Below are 18637 nucleotides of genomic sequence, written 5' to 3' on the forward strand. Positions count from 1 at the left end.
CCGGGCGGCCGCTGCCCACCTCGCGGAACACCGCCTGCGCCGACGAGATCATGGACGCCCCGCCGAGCCCGCCGTCGCTCGCCGCGGCCGCCAGATATCCCGCCGCCCCGGCACCCAGCACCAATGGCCCCGCCGCCGCCCGCAGCGCGCCGTTGAGGTCCACCAGTTCCGCCGCCAGTGCCCGGCACTGCTCGCAGCTGTCCAGGTGTGCCTCCACCTGCGCCGCCTCGCGCTTGGACAACCGGCTCCGCGTCCACGCGCCCAGCCGCTCGACCGTGGCGCGGCAGCGGCCGTTGTCCGTATCCGCCAGGTGCACCTGCAGGTAGGCCTGGCGCAGGCCCTCGCGGGCGCGGTAGGCCAGTGCGGAGACGCCGTTGGGGTTGAGGCCGAGCAGGGGCGCGACCTCGGCGGGGTTGTGGCCTTCGATCTCGGTGTACCAGAGCACCGCCTGCCAGCGTTCCGGCAGCCGCTGGAAGGCCTTGGCGGCCAGGGAGCGCTCGATGTCCTCGAACACGCTGGCCTGGGTCTCCACCTGGTCCGGGACCTCGCCCAGGTCGTCGCTGAGGGTGACCGGCTTGGCCCGCCGGTGCCGTTCGTAGGCGATGTTGCGCAGGGTGGTCAGCAGGTACGAGCGGAACGCCAGCTCCGGGCCCTTGCCCGCCCGCAGCGCGTCCAGGACCTTGGTGAACGCCTCGGCGACCAGGTCGTCCACCTCGCTGGCGGCGCTGGCCAGCTGGCGGGCGAAGGCGGTCGCGGAGCCGACGTGCCGCCGGTACAGCTCGCCGTAACCGTCGGTGACACCGGCCCTCACCATGGTGATCAGCTCAGCGTCGCTGGGCACCTCGGCTCCTGGGGGTGTCTCCGACATTGCTCGTCCTCCGAACGGGGGCAGGGTCCGCCTGAGTGGGTGACCCCGTTCCCCCGGGTTCATGACGCGAACCCGGGGGACTGCGAGCTAAGTCATGCCGGAGCGCGGGCTATCCGGCGATCTCGGCGACCGCCTCTCGGACCGGGGTGTCGCCCGCGGTGAGCTCGACGGTCAGACCGGCGGTGGCGGGGGTGTCCAGCAGGGCGAGCAGCACCGCGGCCACATCGGCCCTGGTGACCTGGGTGGGCTCGACCTTCGCCGCCAGGGTGACCAGGCCGGTCGGCTCCTCGTTGGTCAGGGTGACCGGGCGCAGGACGGTCCAGTCCAGGTCCCGGCGGCGCAGGTCTTCGTCTGCCGCGCCCTTGGCCCGCAGGTAGTCGGCGAAGCTCGCCGGGTAGTCGCCCTGGGGGTCGGTGTCCGCGCCGTAGGAGGAGATCATCAAATACCGGCGCACCCCGGCCAACTCGGCCGCCTCGGCCAGCAGTGCGGCCGCGCCGAGGTCCACGTTCTGCTTGCGGTCACTGCCGTCGGCCGACTTCTTGCCGCCCGCGCCCGCGGCGAAGACCACCGCGTCCGCCCCGGCCAGGCAGGCCACCACCTGCTCGACGGTGGCCGCCTCCAGGTCCAGCTCCACCGGTTCGGCCCCGATGGCGCGCAGGTCCGCGGCGTGCTCGGGGTTGCGGATGAGCCCGGCCACGCTGTCCCCCCTGGCGGCGAGCAGGGCTTCGAGCTTGAGAGCGATCTGGCCGTGGCCTCCGGCGATGACGACGCGCATGCGGCCAAGGCTAATCCGGCCCGCCCCGGTGCGCCGGACGCGACCGGGGCGGGAGCCAGGGGATCAGTTGCCGCTGAGCTTCTCCACCGCGGCCAGCAGCACGCAGGTGACCACACCCTCCATGGCCAGCGCGACCTCGCGGATCTCCGGGAAGGTCGGCGCCAGCCGGATGTTGCGGTCGCGCGGGTCGTTGCCGCCGGGGAAGGTGGCGCCGGCCGGGGTCAGCACGATGCCGGCCTCCTTGGCCAGCTGCACCACGCGCTTGGCGGTGCCGTCGAGCACATCCAGGCTGATGAAGTAGCCGCCCTTGGGCTTGCTCCAGGCCGCCACCCCGGTGCCGCCGAGGCGCTTCTCCAGCATGTGCAGCACCATGTCGAACTTCGGCGCGATCACCTCGCGCTGCTTGACCATGTGCGCCAGCAGGCCGTCGGTGTCCTTGAGGAAGGCCACGTGCCGCAGCTGGTTGACCTTGTCCGGGCCGATGGTGCCGAAGCTCTGGTTCTTGGTCAGCCAGGCCACGTTCTCCGGCGAGCCGCCGAAGAAGGCCACGCCCGCGCCGGCGAAGGTGATCTTCGAGGAGGAGGCGAAGATGAAGGGGCGGTTGGGGTTCCCGGCCTCGGTCGCCAGCTCCAGCACGTTGGCGATCTCGATGGACTCCTCGGTGAGGTGGTGCAGCGCGTAGGCGTTGTCCCAGAACAGCCGGAAGTCCTTGGCCGCGGCCGGCATCGAGGCCAGGCGGCGCACGGTGTCCTCGGCGTAGACCGCGCCGGTGGGGTTGGCGTACTTGGGCACGCACCAGATGCCCTTGATCGAGGCGTCCTGCGCGACCAGCTGCTCGACCACGTCCATGTCGGGGCCGTGCTCGGTCATCGGCACCGGCACCGCCTCGATGCCGAACTGCGCCAGCAGCGAGAAGTGCCGGTCGTAACCCGGCACCGGGCAGAGGAACTTGACCTGCTGGCCCACCCACGGCTCACCGTCGACCGGGCCCTTGAGCAGCGAGAACACGATGGCCTCGTGCATCACCGCCAGGCTGGAGTTGCCCAGCGCCAGCAGCTGCGGCACCGGCACGCCCAGCGGGCCGCTGAAGATCTCGCGCAGCTCCGGCAGACCCAGCAGACCACCGTAGTTGCGGGTGTCGGTGCCCCCGGCCTTGAAGATGTCCTTGCCCGGCAAGGTGAGCAGCTCGTTGGCCAGGTCGAGCTGCTCGGCGGCGGGCTTGCCCCTGGTGAGGTCCAGCTTCAGGTTCTGCGCCTTCAGCTCCTCGTAGGCCTTGCGCAGATCGGCCAGGGGGGCGGGCAGCTCGTCGGCGTCCAGCTTGGTCAGTTCCATGCCCCGCATTTTCCGCGCTCAGCGCAGCTCGGTGCCCACCGGGGTCTCCGCGCGGAACAGGTCCAGCACCGGGGAGTGCCGGTCGACCTCCTGGCGCAGCAGCTCATAGCGCTCCCTGGCCTCCGGCCCGTCCAGCCGGACCCGCACCGTGATGCCGGTGAACCCGGGCCTGGTGTGCTCGGTGAGCCCGAAGAACCCGCGCCGGTCCAGCTCCCCGGTCACCTCCACCGACACCGAGCTGAGCCGGATGCCCAGTCGCGCGGCCCAGAACTGGTAGGTGAGGACCTGGCAGGAACCCAGCGAGGCCAGCGCGTACTCCACCGGGTTCGGGCCAGCGTCCGCGCCGCCGCGGGCCACGCACTCGTCCGCGGTCTGCTCGTGGCCGCGGATGCGCACCCGCACCCTGGTGTCCGTGCCGGCGACCACCGCGCAGTGCGCGTCGAAGACCGCCCCGGCGTGGTACGGATCCTCGGCGACCGCGCTGCGCGTGGCCTCGAAAACATCGGTCAACGACATGGCGGCACTCCCGGGGGAATTGAGCGAATACCGAATCGTGCTGACCGCGACGACGTCCGGTCAAGGTGCGGAACAATGTTTTTCGACCGGCTGGGGGAATTCCTCTCACATGGTGGGCGCTTTCCGCCGGTCACCCCGGGGCGCTGCTAGCCTCGCTACCGTGACCACCCTGGTGTCCCGTATCCACGTCGACCTGCGACGTGTGACGACCATGGCCTGTCGCCGCTCTCCCGCTGCCTGACCTCCTCGCGGGCCGCCGCGCCCGCAATTCACCCGCGCTCGCTATTCGGGCGTCCGGGCTATTTCGTGTGCCCGCGAATCGCTTTTCTCATTTCCGGGTGTCTTTGCGGATCGGGTGTTCTTCCGGCACCTCCACCAGCACGATCCGCACCCCGTCCGGATCGCTGATCCACATCTCGTGCAGGCCCCACGGCTCGCACTTCGGCTCGCGGGTGATCTCCACCCCGCGCCCGGCCAGCTCCCGGTGCGTGGCCGCGAGGTCGCGCACCTGCAACCACAGCGCGAAGCCACCGCCACCGCCCTCGCCGCCGTGCCCGGAGACCTCGAGGTAGCCCTGGCCGAGGAAGAACACTGTGCCGCCGGGGAACTCCCGCGCGATCGCCAGTCCGAGGGTGTCCCGGTAGAACTCGGTGCTGCGCCGAGGATCCCTCGGTCGCAGGATGACGCGGCTGTTGATCGGGTGCACGCCGGACCTCCCTCAGCCCTTGATCCCCGCGCTGGTGATTCCCCGCACCACCTGCCGCTGAAACACCAGGAAGAACAGCAGCAGCGGCAGCCCGCCGAGCAGGCTGGAGGCCATCACCTGGGCGTAGCGCAGACCGTAGCTGCTCTGCACCGAGGCCAGGCCGACCGGGATGGTCATCATCTCCGGGTCGGTGGCCACGATGAACGGCCACAGGAAGTTGTTCCAGGTGGTGACGAAGGTGAAGACGGCGACAGCGGCCAGCGCCGGACGGGCCAGCGGCAGCATGATGCTCCAGTAGATCCGCCACCGGCTCGCGCCGTCCACCAGGGCCGCCTCCGCCACCTCCCTTGGCACGCCGTCGAAGAACGTCTTCAGCACGTACACCATGGCGGGCAACACGATCTGCGGCAGGATCAGGCCCCAGTAGGTGTCCACCAGGCCGAGCCCGGCCATCTGGCTGAACAGCGGCACGACCAGCACCTGCGGCGGCACCACGATCCCGGCCAGCACCACCCACAGCAGCACCCGGCGGCCGCGGAACTCGGTGCGGGCGAAGCCGTAGGCGGCCATGCTGGCCAGCAGCACGGTCAGCAGGGTCACCAGCACGCCGACCACCAGGCTGTTGGCGAACCAGCCGAGCAGCCCGGTCTCGGTCAGCACCCGCCCGAAAGCTTCCAGCGTCGGGTGTTCCGGCAGCCAGCGTACCGGGATCTTGGTGGTGTCGGCCTCCGGGCGCAGCGCGGTGGACAGCGCCCAGCCCAAGGGCAGCAACCACATCAGCGCCAGCACCAGCGCCACCGAGAACCGGGCGGTGCGCGCGGCCGGGCGCTCCCGGTCGAAGGCGCTCACGAGATCCGCTCCTGCCTGGCCCGCAGGATCCGGAACTGCACGACGGCCAGCAGCACGATCAGCGCGAAGAACAGGTAGGAGATCGCCGAGGCGTAGCCCACCCGGAACTTGGTGAACCCGCTCTCGTAGATGTACTGCACGATACTGCGCACCTCCGGGTTGGTGCCGCCGGTGAGCAGGTAGACCTGGTCGAAGACCTTGAGCGAGGCCAGCACCTGCAGCACCAGCACCAGCACGTGCGTGCGGCGCAACAGCGGCAGCGTGATCGAGCGCAGCCGCGCCCAGCCGCCCGCCCCGTCCAGCGCGGCCGCCTCGTGCAGCTCGCGCGGGACCTCCTGCAGCCCGGCCAGGTAGAGCAGGTAGTTGAAGCCCACCGTCCACCAGACCGTGGTGACCACAATGGACACCATCAGCACGCCGTTGTCGCTGAGCCAGCCCACCTCGCCAAGGCCCAGCCACACCAGGGTGTCGTTGATCAGGCCGAAACCCGGTTGGTAGAGCCAGGTCCAGATCAGCACCACCACCGAGACCGGCAGCACGTACGGGGCGAAGAAGGCCAGCCGGAACAGCCAGGCAGCGGGCAGCTTGCGGTGCGTCAGCAGGGCGAGGCCGAGGCCGATGGCCACCAGCGGCGGGGTGCTGAGCAGAGTGAAGACCAGGGTGTTCCACAGCGACCGCCACACCGCCGGATCGCCGAACAGCTCGGTGTAGTTGGCAAGGCCGACCCAGGCGTCCGAGCCCGCGCCGGTGATGCTCTGGTTGGTGAAGCTCATCCTCAGCCCGAGCAGCAGCGGCGCCACCAGGAACGCCAGGTACAGCAGCAGGAACGGGGCCACGAACCAGAAACCGGACCACTGGCGGCCGCGCACGGGGGAGCGGCTCCGGCGCCCGGCGGCTCCCGGCCGGTGCGCGCTCACAGCTGCGGCCTCGGCGTGGCCAGCAGCGTCCGCATGGCCGAGCTGAACTCCCCGAGTGCCGCCTCCGGGCTCAGCCCGCCCGCGCACATCTGGCTGAACACCGCGCCCGCCTGGTTCTGCAGGTCCGAGGCGGCCCCGCCGAACCAGCACGGCGGGTCCAGCTCCAGGTCGGCCGCGGCCGAGGCGTACCGGGCCGCCGGGCCCAGCTCGGCGTAGGCCGTGCTCCCGGCCACCGGGCGGTAGGCGGGGATGTGGCCGCCCTTGGCCCAGGTCAGGCTGTTCTGGAGCAGGAAGCGGGCGAAGTCCAGGGCGACCCTGGTGCGGACCGGGTCGCGGTCGTCGCGGTGCGGCAGCACCAGCGCGTGCGAGTCGCCGTGCACTCCGGCCGTGTCATATATCGCCGGGAAGGGTATGACGTCGAACGGAGTGTCCTGTTCGACGAAGGTGGGCAGCTCCCACTCACCGTTCCAGAAGAACCCGGCCTGACCGCTGCCGAACATGGCCACCGCGGCGTTGTTGCTCACATCGCCGCGGGCCACCCCGGACTCCACGGTCAGCGCGCGCAGGAACCGCAGCGCGCGCAGCGCCTTGGCCTCGTCCAGCACCAGCCTGGTCGCCGACGGGTCGAACAACTCACCGCCCTGCTGGCGGTACAGCGTCCAGAACAGCCGCCACGGGTTGATGTCCGCGGACACCGCCATCACCAGCCCCTGCTTCGCCCCGGCCTGCTTCGCCCGGCGGAAGGCCTCCAGCACCTGTTCCTCGCCGCGCATCGACCTGAGCCGTCCGTCCGGGCCGAGCAGGCCGGCCCGGCCGCAGATCTCGGTGTTGTAGAACAGCACCAGCGGGTGGGTGTCCAGCGGCAGCGCGTAGACCCGGCCCTGGTGCTGGGCGCGTGCCCACGCCGTGGCCGGGAAGTCCGCGGCGGTGAGCCCGAACTCGGCCAGCAGGTCGGGCTCGAACGGGTCCAGCAAGCCAGCCGGGGCGTACCCGGCCAGCCGGGACAGGTGCAGCACCGCGACATCGGGGGCGCGACCGCCCGCGGCGGCCATGGCCAGCTTCGTGTAGTACGGCGTGCCCCAGGCCAGCGTGGTGGCCTGCACCGGTGTGCCCGGCCGGGCCTGGCGGAACGCCTCGACCAGCTCCACCATCCGGGCGCCGTCACCGCCGTTGAACAGGTTCCAGAACTTCAGCGGCGCCCCGGCTCCTGGCGGGGGTGGACCGCATGCGCCCGCGCCGGCGGTCCCCAGCCCCAGCGCGAGCGCAGCGGTCCCCTGGAGGAACCGCCGTCGGCCGAGAAACCCGTCCGCCCTGCTGCCCGGCGGGCCGGCCCCCCGACTGCGTCTCCACACGGTGCCTCCAGAACCCCCAGCACGACCAATCCCCCTCGGCCGCGCCCTGGTTTCTACAGCGTTGTAAACAACGATGTAAAGATGCGTCCGGGGGACGTGACCCGAACAGGCGTGAATTGTGACGATCCCGCGTCCCGGCTGTTTTACAACGATGTAAAGTACTCAGCCATGGGCGTGAGCCTCAAAGACGTCGCCGCGCTCGCCGGCGTGTCGGTGAAGACGGTGTCCAACGTCGTCAACGACTACGCCCACGTCAGCGAGCAGACCAGGGCCAAGGTGCGGCAGGCCATCACCGAGCTGGGCTACCAGCCGAACCTGACCGCACGGCACCTGCGCTACGGCCGCTCCGGCATCATCGCACTCGCCTTGCCCGAACTGGACATACCCTACTTCAGCGAACTGGCCAGATCGGTCATCAGCAGCGCGGAGGCCCAGTCCTGGGCGGTGCTGATCGAACAGACCGAGGGACGGCGGGAGCGGGAGCTGCTGATCGCCTCCGGCCTGCGCTCGCGCACCGTGGACGGCCTGATCCTGAGCCCGCTCGCACTCGACGGCGAGGACCTGGCCCGGCTGGGCGCGGAGCTGCCGGTGGTCCTGCTGGGCGAGCGGATCGGGCCGGGCGCCGCCGACCACGTGGTGATCGACAACGTGGCCGCCGCGCGCGCCGCCACCGAGCACCTGATCGGCCTGGGCCGCCGCCGGATCGGCGCCATCGGGGCCAGGGCGGTGATCGGCCAGGACACCTCCAACCTGCGCCTGGCCGGCTACGCCCAGGCGCTGGGCACGGCGGGACTGCCCCTGGAGCCGGACCTGGTCATGCCGGTGCCGCGCTACCACCGCCCCGACGGCGCGCAGGCGATGGCCGCGCTGCTGGACCGCGCCGAACCGCCGGACGCGGTGTTCTGCTTCAACGACCTGCTCGCCCTCGGCGCGCTGCGCACGCTGCTGGCCAGGGGACTGCGGGTGCCGGAGGACGTGGCGCTGGTCGGCGTGGACGACATCGAGGACGGCCGGTTCAGCACGCCGACGCTGACCACCATCCGCCCGGACAAGGCGCAGATCGCCACGGTCGCGGTGCGCATGCTGCTGGAGCGGATCAACGGCGCGGACGTGCCGCCACGGGAGTTCCAGGCCGGGTTCAGCCTGGAGGTCAGGGAGAGCACGGTCGGGCGGGCCGCCGGATGAGCGTGCGGCTGCCGGTGCACAACCACGGCAAGGACGGCGTCGAGCTGGTGCCCTGGCAGGACTGAGGCTCAGGCCAGGTGCGCCGGGAAACCCCCGGTGGCCACCGGGCCCCAGCGCTCCGGCGTGAGCCGCACGAGCGACTTGCCCTGCTCGCGCATCGCCTCGCGGTACTCATCCCAGTTCGGGTGCTCGCCGGAGATGCAGCGGAAGTACTCCACCAGCGGCTCCACCGACTCCGGCGGGTCGATGACCTCCAGGGTGCCGTCGACCTGCACCCACGGGCCGTTCCAGTCATCGGAGAGCACCACGATGCTGCCGCGCGGGTCGCGACGGGCGTTGCGGGCCTTGGCCCGGTCCGGATAGGTCGAGACCACGATCCGGCCCTCGGTGTCCACCCCGCAGGAGACCGGGCTGGCCTGCGGGCCGCCGCCGGTCCTGGTGGTGATCAGCACGCCGTGGTGGCGCGGGCGGAGGAACTCCAGCAGGGCGTCGCGGTCCACCTGGGTGTTGGTGGCGATGGGTCGGGGCACGGGTTCGAGCATAGGCTCTGAGCCGGTCCAGACCTCGGAGGTGTTGATGACGGAGAGCGTGCGCGCCGCGGCCGCGATCGAGGGGCGGTCCATCGACCCGGTGCCCGAGGCGGAGCGGCACGGCAGGCCGCGCAGCCTGTTCACGCTGTGGTTCGCGGCCAACATGCAGGTCACCGCCGCCGTCACCGGCGCGCTCACCCTGCTCAGCGGACTGCACCCGCTGTGGGGGCTGGTCGCGATCGCGCTGGGCAACATCCTCGGCGGGGTGCCGATGGCGCTGCACGCGGCGCAGGGCCCCAAGCTCGGGGTGCCGCAGATGATCCAGAGCAGGGCGCAGTTCGGCGTCTACGGCGCGGTGCTCCCGCTGGTGCTCGTGGTGATCATGTACCTCGGCTTCTTCGCCAGCGGCAACGTCCTTGGCGGACAAGCGATCTCGGGTATCAGCGGGCTGCCGATCGACGTCAGCATCGTGCTCTACGCCGCGCTGTCCGGGGTGTTCGCGGTGATCGGCTACCGGCTGATCCACCGGTTCGGCTGGCTGGCCTCCGCGCTGTCGGTGGTGGTGTTCGTGTACCTGTCCATCCGGCTGGTCGGCGCCCAGGACCTCGGCGCGGTGCTGGCCGCGCCCCGGCTGGAGTTCGGCAAGTTCCTGCTGGCCCTCTCGCTCACCGCCTCCTGGCAGCTGACCTTCGGGCCCTATGTCGCCGACACCTCCCGCTACCTGCCCTCGGCGACCTCGGTGCGGGCCACGTTCTGGTGGACCTACGGCGGCACCGTGCTCGGCGCGGTGTGGGCGATGTCCTTCGGCGCGCTGGCCTACGCGGTGGCCGGCAACGCGTTCAAGGGCAAGGAGGTCGCCTACCTGGTCGGGCTCGGGCACGCCGGGCTGGTGGTGCCGCTGCTGCTGTCCATCGCGCTGGGCAAGTTCACCGTGAACGTGCTCAACATCTACGGCGGCTACATGTCGGTGGCCACCACCTTCACCGCCTTCACCCGGCGCGCGGCGCTCTCACCCGCGGTCCGGATCGGTTACGTGGCCGCGATCGCGGTGCTCGGCGCGGTGCTGGCCATCCTCGGCCGCGGCGAGTTCCTGAAGAACTTCGTGCTGTTCCTGGAGTTCCTGCTCTACTTCCTCACCCCGTGGAGCGCGATCAACCTCATCGACTTCTACGCGGTGCGCCGGGAGCGCTACGACCTGGCCGCGATCTACGACCCGGACGGTATATACGGCCGGTGGGGTATACCGGCGCTGATGGCATACGCGGCCGGGGTGCTGGTGCAGATCCCGTTCGCCAACGTGCCGGGCGTGTTCACCGGTTTCCTGGCCCCGCTGCTGGGCGGGGCGGACATCGCCTGGCTGCTCGGGCTGGCCGTGCCGGCCGGGTTGTACCTGGTTTTCTCGCGCCGCCAGGCAACGCGAACCGGGGTGTCCTCCGTCCAGAGGACATGAGACAGCTGGGCGGAGCGAGAACGGGCTGGGTGCGCGCTGGCGTGACGACGGTGGTGGCCGGGGTGCTGGCCGGTGGTGCGGTCTCCGCATCCGGTCCACTGGCCCAGACCTCGCCGCCCTTGATGTCCGACGCGCAGGTCCGGCTGGTCGCCTACGACTCCTGCCCGGCCGCGCTGACCGGGTTCCGGGAGGCGGCGGCCCCGGTGGTCAGCGCCTACGGCTTCGCCCAGCAGGGCAGGCCGGGCATCGACGCGCGGACCGGGGCGGAGCTGAGCTCCCCGGGCGCGGTCGAGGATCGGAGCTCGGGTCAGAAGTCCGCTGACCAGGGCTTCTCCACCACCAACCGGCACGAGGCAGGCGCGGACGAGCCGGACCTGGTGAAGAACGACGGGAAACGCCTGGTCTCCATCGTCGGCGGCAAGCTGCGGGTGATCGACGTGGCCAGTGCCAAGGTCACCGGCACGCTGGAGCTGCCGGACGGGCCTGCCACCCAGCTGCTTACCCACGGCGACCGCGCGCTGGTGATGACCTCCGGGGTGAGCCTGGCCCAGCCCAGGGTGGCGCCCAGGGAGGACTGGCCGACCGGCTCGGCCAAGCTGGTGCTGGTGGACCTCTCCGGCGCGCCGAAGATCATGGGCAGCCTGGACGTCGACGGGTCCTATGTGGACGCCCGGCAGGTCGGCGGGGTGGCCAGGGTGGTGGTGCGCTCGATGCCGCGGCTGCCCTTCGCCTACCCGGACGGCAAGCTCTCCGCCGAGCAGGCGTTGCGGCGCAACCAGGACATCGTGCGGGACTCCGCGATCGGCGACTGGCTGCCGCGCTACCGGCTGTCCACTTCGGACGGTGAGACCTCGGGGCAGCTGGTGGACTGCGCGAAGGTGAGCCACCCGGGCAAGTTCAGCGGCGGGTCCATGCTCACCGTGCTGACCCTGCCGCTGGACAAGCCGCTGGGCAAGGGCGATCCGGTGACCGTGGCCGCGGACGGGAACACCGTGTACGGCAACGAGAAGAGCCTCTACGTCGCCGACGACCAGTGGCCGCGCGCGGTGCCGCTGCGCGGGGGCGCGGAGGTCGCGCCGCAGCCGGAGCCGCGCACCCAGGTGCACCAGTTCAGCGTGGACGGCTCGGCGCCGCCGAAGTACCTGGCCTCCGGGCAGGTGCCGGGCGCGCTGCTCAACCAGTACTCGCTGTCGGAGCACAACGGGAACCTGCGGATCGCCACCACGCTGACCCGCGGTGGCGCGCAGCCGCGCCAGGTGCCGGACTCGCAGAGCGCGGTCACCGTGCTGGCCAGGCAGGGCGACAAGCTCGCCGAGATCGGCAAGGTGGACGGGCTGGGCAAGGGGGAGCGGATCTACGCGGTGCGCTTCTTCGGCGACACCGGCTACGTGGTCACCTTCCGGCAGACCGACCCGCTGTACACCCTGGACCTCAGCGATCCGCGCCGCCCGCGCGCGGCAGGCGAGCTCAAGATCACCGGCTACTCGGCCTACCTGCATCGCGCGGGCGACGGCAGGCTGATCGGGGTCGGCCAGGAGGCCAGCGACCAGGGCCGGACGCTGGGCACCCAGGTGTCGCTGTTCGACGTGGCCGACCGGGCCAACCCGCGCCGGATCGCCCAGCACCACCTGCCGGGCGCGTTCTCCGAGGCCGAGTTCGACCCGCACGCCTTCCTGTACTGGGAGCAGAGCGGCCTGCTGGTGCTGCCGGTGAGCCGGGGCTGGGCGGCTCCGCGCGGCGACCGCGCGCTGCCCCCGGCCGGTGGCGCGCTGGTGCTGCGGCTCAGCGGCGGGACCGTGGCCGAGGTGGGCCAGGTGGCGCACCCGCAGGACCGCTCGGCGGGCTCGGACGCCTCGGTCCGCCGCTGTCTGGTCGCCGCTGGCTCGCTGTGGACCCTGTCCGCCTCCGGCGTGAAACGCCAGGACCTCAACTCCCTGGCCGACCAGTCCTGGATCCCCTTCAGCTGACCACTCCATCGGGTGTCAGCTGGTTGCGTATATATCGGCGCGCTGTATATTCAGGGACATGGAGAGTCTCTCTGAGCAGGCGTTTCTGGTGTTGACCGCGTTGGCGGATGAGCCTCGGCACGGGTATGGGCTGATCCAGGAGGTCAAGGCGCTCTCCGACGATCGGGTCCAGCTGGCGGCGGGGACGCTGTACGGGCTGCTGGACCGGCTGGCGCGGCAGGGGCTGGTGGCGCTGGACCGGGAAGAGGTGGAGAACTCCCGGTTGCGGCGCTACTACCGGCTCACCGACGAGGGGGCCGACGCGGTGCGCACCGCGGCGGAGCGGATGGCCGAGGGGGCGAAGCTGGCCAAGCAGCGGTTGGTGCGGCGGCGGTTGTTCCGGGCCACGGGGAGGCTGACGTGAACATCGGGGAGCCGGCCGAGGAGAGCTGCCGCAGGCTGGTGCGGGTGCTGCCGGCGGACTACCGGGCCGCGCACGGCGAGGACCTGGTGGTGACGCTGCTGGACACGGTGGACGAGCGCGGGGTGCTGCCGCTGCGGGAGCGGCTCTCGGTGCTCGCGCTGGCGGTGCGGCTGCGGGTGGTCACGCCGGTGACCGGTCCGGCCGCGGCGGCGCTGGTGGGCATGCTGGTGCTGGTTCAGGCCGGGATGGCGCTGGTGGCGCTGCTGATGGGGTCGGTGGGCGCGGCGCTGTTCCTGGGGCAGGTGTGGACGCCGCCGGTGCTCGACGGGCTGCCGCTGTCGTTCAGCCTGGGTGAGGAGATCGCGGGCCGGATCGCCAGCGACCTGGTGTTCGCGGCCGGATGGCTGGCGGTGCTGCACGGGCTGCTGCGGGGCCGCCGGTACGCCGCGCCGCTGGCGGTGGCGCTGGCCGGGGTGCCACTGGTGCTCCAGGTGGTCAACAACCCGCTCGGGCTGGCCTGGGCCGGCCGGGTGCTCTTGGTCTGCACGCTGCTCGCGGCGGTGCTCGCCTGGCGGCGGGCGCCGCTGGCGATGCCGGGGCGGCCGCGGAACTGGGGGCTCGCGGTGCTGGTGGCCGCGGTGGCGTCGGTGGCGCAGGCACAGGTCCTGCTGATGCTGCCGCAGGAGCTCTGGGCTCCGTTCATCTGGGTGCTGGCCGCCGCGGTGGTGCTGGCCGCGCTGGTGGTGGCCAGGGACCGGCCGTGGCTGTTGCTGGGGGGCAGCTGGCTGGCCGTGATCCTGGCGCTGGCGCACGCGGTGCCCGACCTGGTGCACACCTCGGGCCCGTTCATGCCGCACGTGCCCGCGACGGTGGCGGTGGCGATCGTGCTGGCGGGCTTGGCGTTGCTCAGCCCAGGCGGGGCAGCTCGCCACGTGGCCCGGAGTTGAGCGAGCGGTCCGGCCGGCCTTCGGCCCGGTGCCCGACCAGGCGGCCGGGTCCGTAGCTCAGCTCGCCGGTGGGTCCGGCGGAGAGCTGGTTCATGCTGGCCGCCAGATCCGCCTCCACCCCGCCGGGCAGCTTGAGCTTCACCAGCAGCGGCAGCAGGAAACCGAGTGCGACCAGGCCGATGAGCACCGGGGTGAGGGTGGCCAGCACGACCGTGTTCACCTTGGTGGTGAAGAAGAACCCGGCCCACAGCGCGACCAGCAGGCTGGTCGCCACCAGCACCAGCGCGGCGCTGCCGAGCAGGCTGCGCCGGGCCACCACGAGGCTGTGCGTGGCCAGCTCCACCAGCCGCCGCGCTTCCACGTGGCCGGGGTCGCGTTCCAGGCAGCGGCGCAGGAACCGGACCGCGCGGCGGCGGTGTGCCGGACGGGCCTGCACCTCGGGGCTGCCTTCGCCGATCTTGAACGCGGCCACTCCGGCCACGAAGTACGGTTCGGCTTCCGCGCTCGCCGCGCTGATCGCCTGCTGGGCCAGGGCGAGCGCCTCCAGGTGGAACTCTCGGCGCTGGGTGGCGTCGCCGCGTTCGACGAGCAGCCGGGCCAGGGTCAGCTGCAACCGCCAGGCCGGGTGGTCGCAGTCGGTGCGATCGAGTGCCTCACGCAGCACGCGTTCGGCGGCGACCAGGTCACCGGGGGAGCGGGCGAGTGCGAGGGCGAGGCCGATGGCGGCGGATCCGCTGCGTGGTTCGCACAGCAGCGCCTGCCGGAAGTGCTGGGCGGCGGCACGGGCGTCCGCGCCGGGTTCGGTGCCGTCCTGGTCGCGTTGCAGCAGCAGGCTGCCCAGCTCGATGTGCGCCTGCGCGTCGTAGAAGTTGCGTGCCAACGCCTTTTCGAAGAGTTCCTCGGCCTCGGCGAAGCGTTCCAGCTGGGCCAGCAGTGCCCCGAGGTCGACGTAGCTGCCGTTGAACGGGTCCAGCTCCACCGTGCGCCGCAGGTGGTGCTCAGCGAGCGGATAGTCGCACTGGCGGGCGTAGAGCACGCCGGCGCAGGTGTGCGCGAGCAGGTTGACCGGGTCGCGGGCCAGGATGTCCAGGCAGAGCCGTTCGGCTTCTTCCTCGTGTTCCAGTTCGCCGCCGCGCACCAGGGTCCAGGCCAGGCCGCCCTTGACCGCGGTGTCCTCGGGGGCCAGCGCGGCGGCGGCGCGGAAGTGGGTCTCGGCGGTGGGGAAGTCGCCGTCGGCGAAGGCCACCCAGCCGAGTCCGCGCAGCGCCTCGGCCCGGTCCTCCGGGTCCTCGGCCAGCTCCAGTAGCAGGCTGAAGTCCTTGCGCGCCAGACTGGTGCGGCCCTGGTCGCGGTGCACCCAGCCGCGTTCGGCGAGCAGCTCGGGTTGTTTGGGCCGGGCCGCGAGCGCGGTCTCCACCAGTTCCCTGGCCTCGCGGAACCGGCCGAGGGAGCGCAGGGTGGCGGACTTGGCGGTGATCGCGCCGGCGAACAGCGGGTCCAGCGTGAGCAGCCGGTCGAAGCAGGCCAGCGCCTCGGGGTAGCGGGTCTGGCCGTCCAGGATGTTGCCCTGCAACAGCATCAGGTCGGGGTCCTGGGGAAACCGCCGGAGCCCTTCCTCGACCGCCTCGGTGGCCTCGGTGAACCGCTTGCGGTCGAACAGCAACCGGGCGCGGGTCTGGGTGATCTCGCTGCTGGGCGGCAGCTGCGCGGCGATGAGGTCCAGTTCGGCGAAGGCTTCCTCGATCCGGCCGAGGCGCTGTTCCAGCCGCACCACGTCCAGCCGCAGCGTCTCCCAGTCCGGGTGCGCCCGTGCTCCCGCGCGCAGCACGCGGGTGACCTCCTCGGTGCGGCCCAGCCACTCCAGGCAGTTCAGCCGCCCGAACAGCGCCTGTTCGTTGGCCGGGTCGGTGTGGTTGATCTCGGTGTACTCGGCCAGCGCCGCCTCGATCCGCCCCTCCCGCACCAGCAGCCGGGCGTGCTGCACGCGCAGCTCGGTGGACCACGGGAACCGCTCCAGCGCGGCGTCCACCGCGGCGCGGGCCTGCGGGTACCGGCAGGCGGTGAGCAGCGTCGAGACCCGCAGCCAGTGCAGCCAGTGGTGGCCGGGGTCCTTGGCGGACAAGCTGTCCAGCAGGGCCAGCGCCTCGTCGTGCCGGTGGTGCCTGCGCAGGTGGCCGACCAGGTCGATGCCGACCGAGGTCACCTCCGGCAGTTCGGCGAAGGCCGTGCGCAGCAGGGTTTCCGCCTCGGCCTCCCGGCCCTGCGCGCGCACCGCCTTCGCCTGCCGGTCGCGCAGCCGGGCGTTGCGCGGGTGCAGCCGGATGCCGTCGGCGGCGGCCTGGGCGGCCTCGGCCGGGCGGCCGGACTCGGACAGCGCCTCCACCAGCAGCAGCCACAGCGTGGAGTCGCCAGGGGTCCGCTCGACCGCGTTCCTGGCCGCTTCCACCGCCTCGTCGAGCCTGCGCGCGGCCAAGCGGGCGGTGGCGATCTCCTGCCACAGCCCGGCGTCCCACGGCCTGCGGCTGACCGCGTCGGAGACCATCCGGTCCGCCTCGGCGGCCCGGCCCGCCTGGTAGCGCAACCGGATCGCGCCGCCAAAGGCCTCGTTGTGCTCGGGGTCCAGGGCCAGGGCCTGGTCACAGGCCAGGATCGCCTCGTCGAAGCGGAACAACCGCTCCAGCGTCCGGGCGAGCTCGGTGTGCAGGTCGATCTCGCCAGGCGCGGTGGCCAGCGCGGCACGCAGCAGGGGTTCGGTCTCCGCGCAGCGGCCCAGCCTGCGCAGGCAGATGACCAGTCCGTACAGAATCACCTGGTCATCGGGGCGCGCGGCGTGCGCGTCGGCCAGCGCGGGCTCGGCTGCGGCCTCCTGGTCGATCTCGATCAGGCTCCAGGCGTGCAGGAAGCTCAGCAGAGCGGACTCCGGCAGGGCCTGGTGCGCGGCCACCGCGGCCGCCCTGCCCTCGCCGCGCCGGTACAGCTGGAACAGCAGCTGGATCCGCCAATACAGCAGGTCCTCGTTCAGCGGGTCTCCGGCCAGTAGACTGTCCACTTCGGACAGCGCGTCCTGCTGGCGGCCACCCGAATTGAGGTGCCGTACCAGGTCCAGGGTGAACTCCGGCGAGTCGGGGAAGCGCTCGATGGCCGCGCGCAGGGCCGCCTCGGTGACCTCGTCGGCGGCGGTGTCCTGGAGCAGGGAGATGCGTTTGCGGTGCAGCTGCGGGGCGTCCGGGCAGTGCGTGAGCGCGGTGGCCAGCAGCGGTTCCGCCTCAGTGTGGCGGCCGCGGGCGAGCAGGTGGCTGATCCGGGCGTGCCAGGCGTCGGCCTGGCACGGCGCGAGCTCGGTGGCGGTGCGATGGGCCTGTGCCGCGGCCTCGTGGTCGCCGTGCGGTTCCAGTGACCTGCCCAGCTGGTGCCACAGCTCGGCGTGCTGTGGCCGGTGGGTCAAGCAGGCGCGCAGCACCGCGACCGCCTCCCCCGCCCGGTCCAGGCCGCGCAGCGTCACTCCGAGCTTGATGCCGATGTCCACATTGGACGGTGTCTGGTCCAGCGTGGCGCGGTAGAGCGCGACCGCCTCCTCCTCGCGGTCGACCGCCTGCAGGTGCCAGCCCAGCGCGCGCACGCAGCCGGAGTCCTCGGGCCAGGCCGCGACCAGCTCGCGCAGCAGCGCCTCGGCCTCCGCCAACTGCCCGCACTGCCTGCGCAGCGTGGCCACCAGCTGTGACGCCCACACCTCGGCCGGGTCCAGGCCGAGGGCCGCTTCGGCGATCGGCAGCGCGGCCGCCGCGTCCTGTTCGGCCTGCACCAGCACGGCGTACTCGGTGCGGATGTCCACCTCGGCCGGATGCAGGCGCAACGCGCGCTCCAGCACCGCGCGGGCCTCGGGCAGCCGGTCGGCCTGTCGCAGCGAGTCGGCCCACCGCCACCAGCCTGTGGGCTGCTCTGGGTTGAGCCGGACCGAGATGGCGAACTGCTCGGCGGCCAGGTCGTGCTGCTCCAGGCGGTCGAGGGCCCTGCCGAGACCTTGGCGCAGCGCGTGCTGACCGGGTCGCTCGCGCACCCGCTCGGCGAGCAGGTCGGCCGCGGCTTGGCGCTGACCGGCCGCGGCGAGGGTCTCGGCGTGGTTGAGCAGCACGGTGATCCAGCGCGGGTGCGCCGCCAGCAGTGCGCTGGAGCAGGTGACCGCCTCGGCGTGGCGGCCCTGACCGCGCAGGCTGAGCACCAGCTCCTCGTGGATGTCCAGCGCGGCGGGCTGCTGGGCGAGGTGGTCCCTGGCCAGCGCTTCGGCCTCCGGGTGCCGGTGCAGGGCGCGCAGTGCGGTCAGCCGCCATTCCAGGCAGTTTTCGCCGCCGGGCGCGGCGGGGTCGACCGGTTCGGTCAGCGCGAGCACGGCTCGGTAGTCGCCGAGCCCGAAGTGCAGCCGGGCCTGGGCGGTGCGCAGCTCGGCGTCCTCCGGCCAGCGGGCGCGGGCGGTGGCCAGCCCGGCCAGTGCCTCGTCGTAGCGGTTGCGCCAGTGCAGCACCGCGGCCAGCCAGCCGTGCGGGCGCGGGGAGTCCGGGGCCAGCTCGGCGGCCCGCCGGAAGTGCCCTTCGGCGTCCTCCAGCTTGCCGATGTACATGGCGGTCCGGCCGAGCTGGACGTGCAGCTCGGGGTCCTCGGGGTGTTGCCGCAGCTCCTGGCGGATCAACCTGCGCAGCCGGGCGTGCCTGCCCTCGCCGCGCAGCACCCGAGCCTCGTCCTTGATCCGCTGCCAGCCCGCTGTCACCGCCTGATCATCGCTGCTGCGCCGCGAGCGCGGGCCGGAATGGCGGAAAGAAACCTGTTTGGCGGTACCGGCACCATG

15 protein-coding genes are annotated in these 18637 nt (G+C 72.2%); 5 read left to right on the forward strand and 10 right to left on the reverse strand.

Going from position 1 to position 18637, the window contains the following annotated elements; genetic code table 11:
- The 8 genes from ACWDY5_RS39630 to ACWDY5_RS39665 all read right to left on the reverse strand — a co-directional run.
- Positions 1-868, reverse strand: an 868-nt coding sequence (locus tag ACWDY5_RS39630) for a sigma-70 family RNA polymerase sigma factor (RefSeq protein WP_449727274.1), incomplete at its 3' end; no start/stop codon positions are given.
- 109 nt (positions 869-977) lie between these two features.
- Entirely contained in the window at positions 978-1643 is a 666-nt protein-coding gene (locus ACWDY5_RS39635) for an NAD(P)H-binding protein (protein WP_449727275.1), read from the reverse strand.
- Positions 1644-1706: 63 nt separating this feature from the next.
- A complete protein-coding gene (locus ACWDY5_RS39640) occupies positions 1707-2975 on the reverse strand; it encodes an aminotransferase class I/II-fold pyridoxal phosphate-dependent enzyme (protein WP_449727276.1) in 1269 nt (422 codons plus the stop codon).
- Positions 2976-2993: 18 nt separating this feature from the next.
- The gene (locus ACWDY5_RS39645) at positions 2994-3491 is read right to left on the reverse strand and encodes an OsmC family protein (protein ID WP_252483963.1); all 498 of its coding nucleotides are present in this window, start codon (positions 3489-3491) and stop codon (positions 2994-2996) included.
- A 328-nt stretch (positions 3492-3819) separates the two neighbouring features.
- On the reverse strand, positions 3820-4197 hold the full coding sequence (locus ACWDY5_RS39650) for a VOC family protein (RefSeq protein WP_449727277.1): 378 nt from the start codon (positions 4195-4197) through the stop codon (positions 3820-3822).
- A gap of 12 nt (positions 4198-4209) precedes the next feature.
- Positions 4210-5046, reverse strand: coding sequence for a carbohydrate ABC transporter permease (locus ACWDY5_RS39655; protein ID WP_449727278.1), 837 nt, complete (start codon positions 5044-5046; stop codon positions 4210-4212).
- On the reverse strand, positions 5043-5915 hold the full coding sequence (locus ACWDY5_RS39660; protein ID WP_449727279.1) for a carbohydrate ABC transporter permease: 873 nt from the start codon (positions 5913-5915) through the stop codon (positions 5043-5045). The genes ACWDY5_RS39655 and ACWDY5_RS39660 overlap by 4 nt, the downstream gene beginning before the upstream one ends.
- Before the next feature lie 44 nt (positions 5916-5959).
- Positions 5960-7315 (reverse strand): extracellular solute-binding protein, encoded by a 1356-nt coding sequence (locus ACWDY5_RS39665; protein ID WP_449727280.1) that lies wholly within the window; start codon positions 7313-7315, stop codon positions 5960-5962.
- Between the two features lie 168 nt (positions 7316-7483).
- Here ACWDY5_RS39665 and ACWDY5_RS39670 point away from each other — a divergent pair, with 168 nt between their 5' ends.
- The gene (locus ACWDY5_RS39670) at positions 7484-8500 is read left to right on the forward strand and encodes a LacI family DNA-binding transcriptional regulator (RefSeq protein WP_449727281.1); all 1017 of its coding nucleotides are present in this window, start codon (positions 7484-7486) and stop codon (positions 8498-8500) included.
- A 68-nt stretch (positions 8501-8568) separates the two neighbouring features.
- Here the strand turns inward: ACWDY5_RS39670 and ACWDY5_RS39675 are convergent, their stop codons facing one another.
- Positions 8569-9030: a PPOX class F420-dependent oxidoreductase gene (locus ACWDY5_RS39675; protein ID WP_449727282.1), complete on the reverse strand. Its 462-nt coding sequence runs from the start codon at positions 9028-9030 to the stop codon at positions 8569-8571.
- A gap of 46 nt (positions 9031-9076) precedes the next feature.
- Between ACWDY5_RS39675 and ACWDY5_RS39680 the strand changes: the two genes are divergently transcribed.
- Genes ACWDY5_RS39680 through ACWDY5_RS39695 form a run of 4 tightly spaced genes read left to right on the forward strand, consistent with a single transcriptional unit; the run spans position 9077 to position 13797 of the window.
- Positions 9077-10480 (forward strand): purine-cytosine permease family protein, encoded by a 1404-nt coding sequence (locus ACWDY5_RS39680; protein ID WP_449727283.1) that lies wholly within the window; start codon positions 9077-9079, stop codon positions 10478-10480.
- A 41-nt stretch (positions 10481-10521) separates the two neighbouring features.
- Entirely contained in the window at positions 10522-12447 is a 1926-nt protein-coding gene (locus tag ACWDY5_RS39685; protein WP_449727284.1) for a beta-propeller domain-containing protein, read from the forward strand.
- 58 nt (positions 12448-12505) lie between these two features.
- Positions 12506-12850: a PadR family transcriptional regulator gene (locus ACWDY5_RS39690; protein ID WP_449727285.1), complete on the forward strand. Its 345-nt coding sequence runs from the start codon at positions 12506-12508 to the stop codon at positions 12848-12850.
- Positions 12847-13797 carry a hypothetical protein gene (locus tag ACWDY5_RS39695; RefSeq protein WP_449727286.1) on the forward strand — a complete coding sequence of 317 codons (951 nt, stop codon included), beginning with the start codon at positions 12847-12849 and terminating at the stop codon, positions 13795-13797. Before ACWDY5_RS39690 ends, ACWDY5_RS39695 begins: the two co-directional genes overlap by 4 nt.
- On the opposite strand, the gene ACWDY5_RS39700 is transcribed toward ACWDY5_RS39695, so the two are convergent.
- A complete protein-coding gene (locus tag ACWDY5_RS39700) occupies positions 13757-18559 on the reverse strand; it encodes a tetratricopeptide repeat protein (RefSeq protein ID WP_449727287.1) in 4803 nt (1600 codons plus the stop codon). The two genes, ACWDY5_RS39695 and ACWDY5_RS39700, sit on opposite strands and share 41 nt — an antisense overlap.
- Positions 18560-18637 lie beyond the last annotated feature (78 nt).

This window comes from Crossiella sp. NPDC003009 (assembly GCF_053591555.1).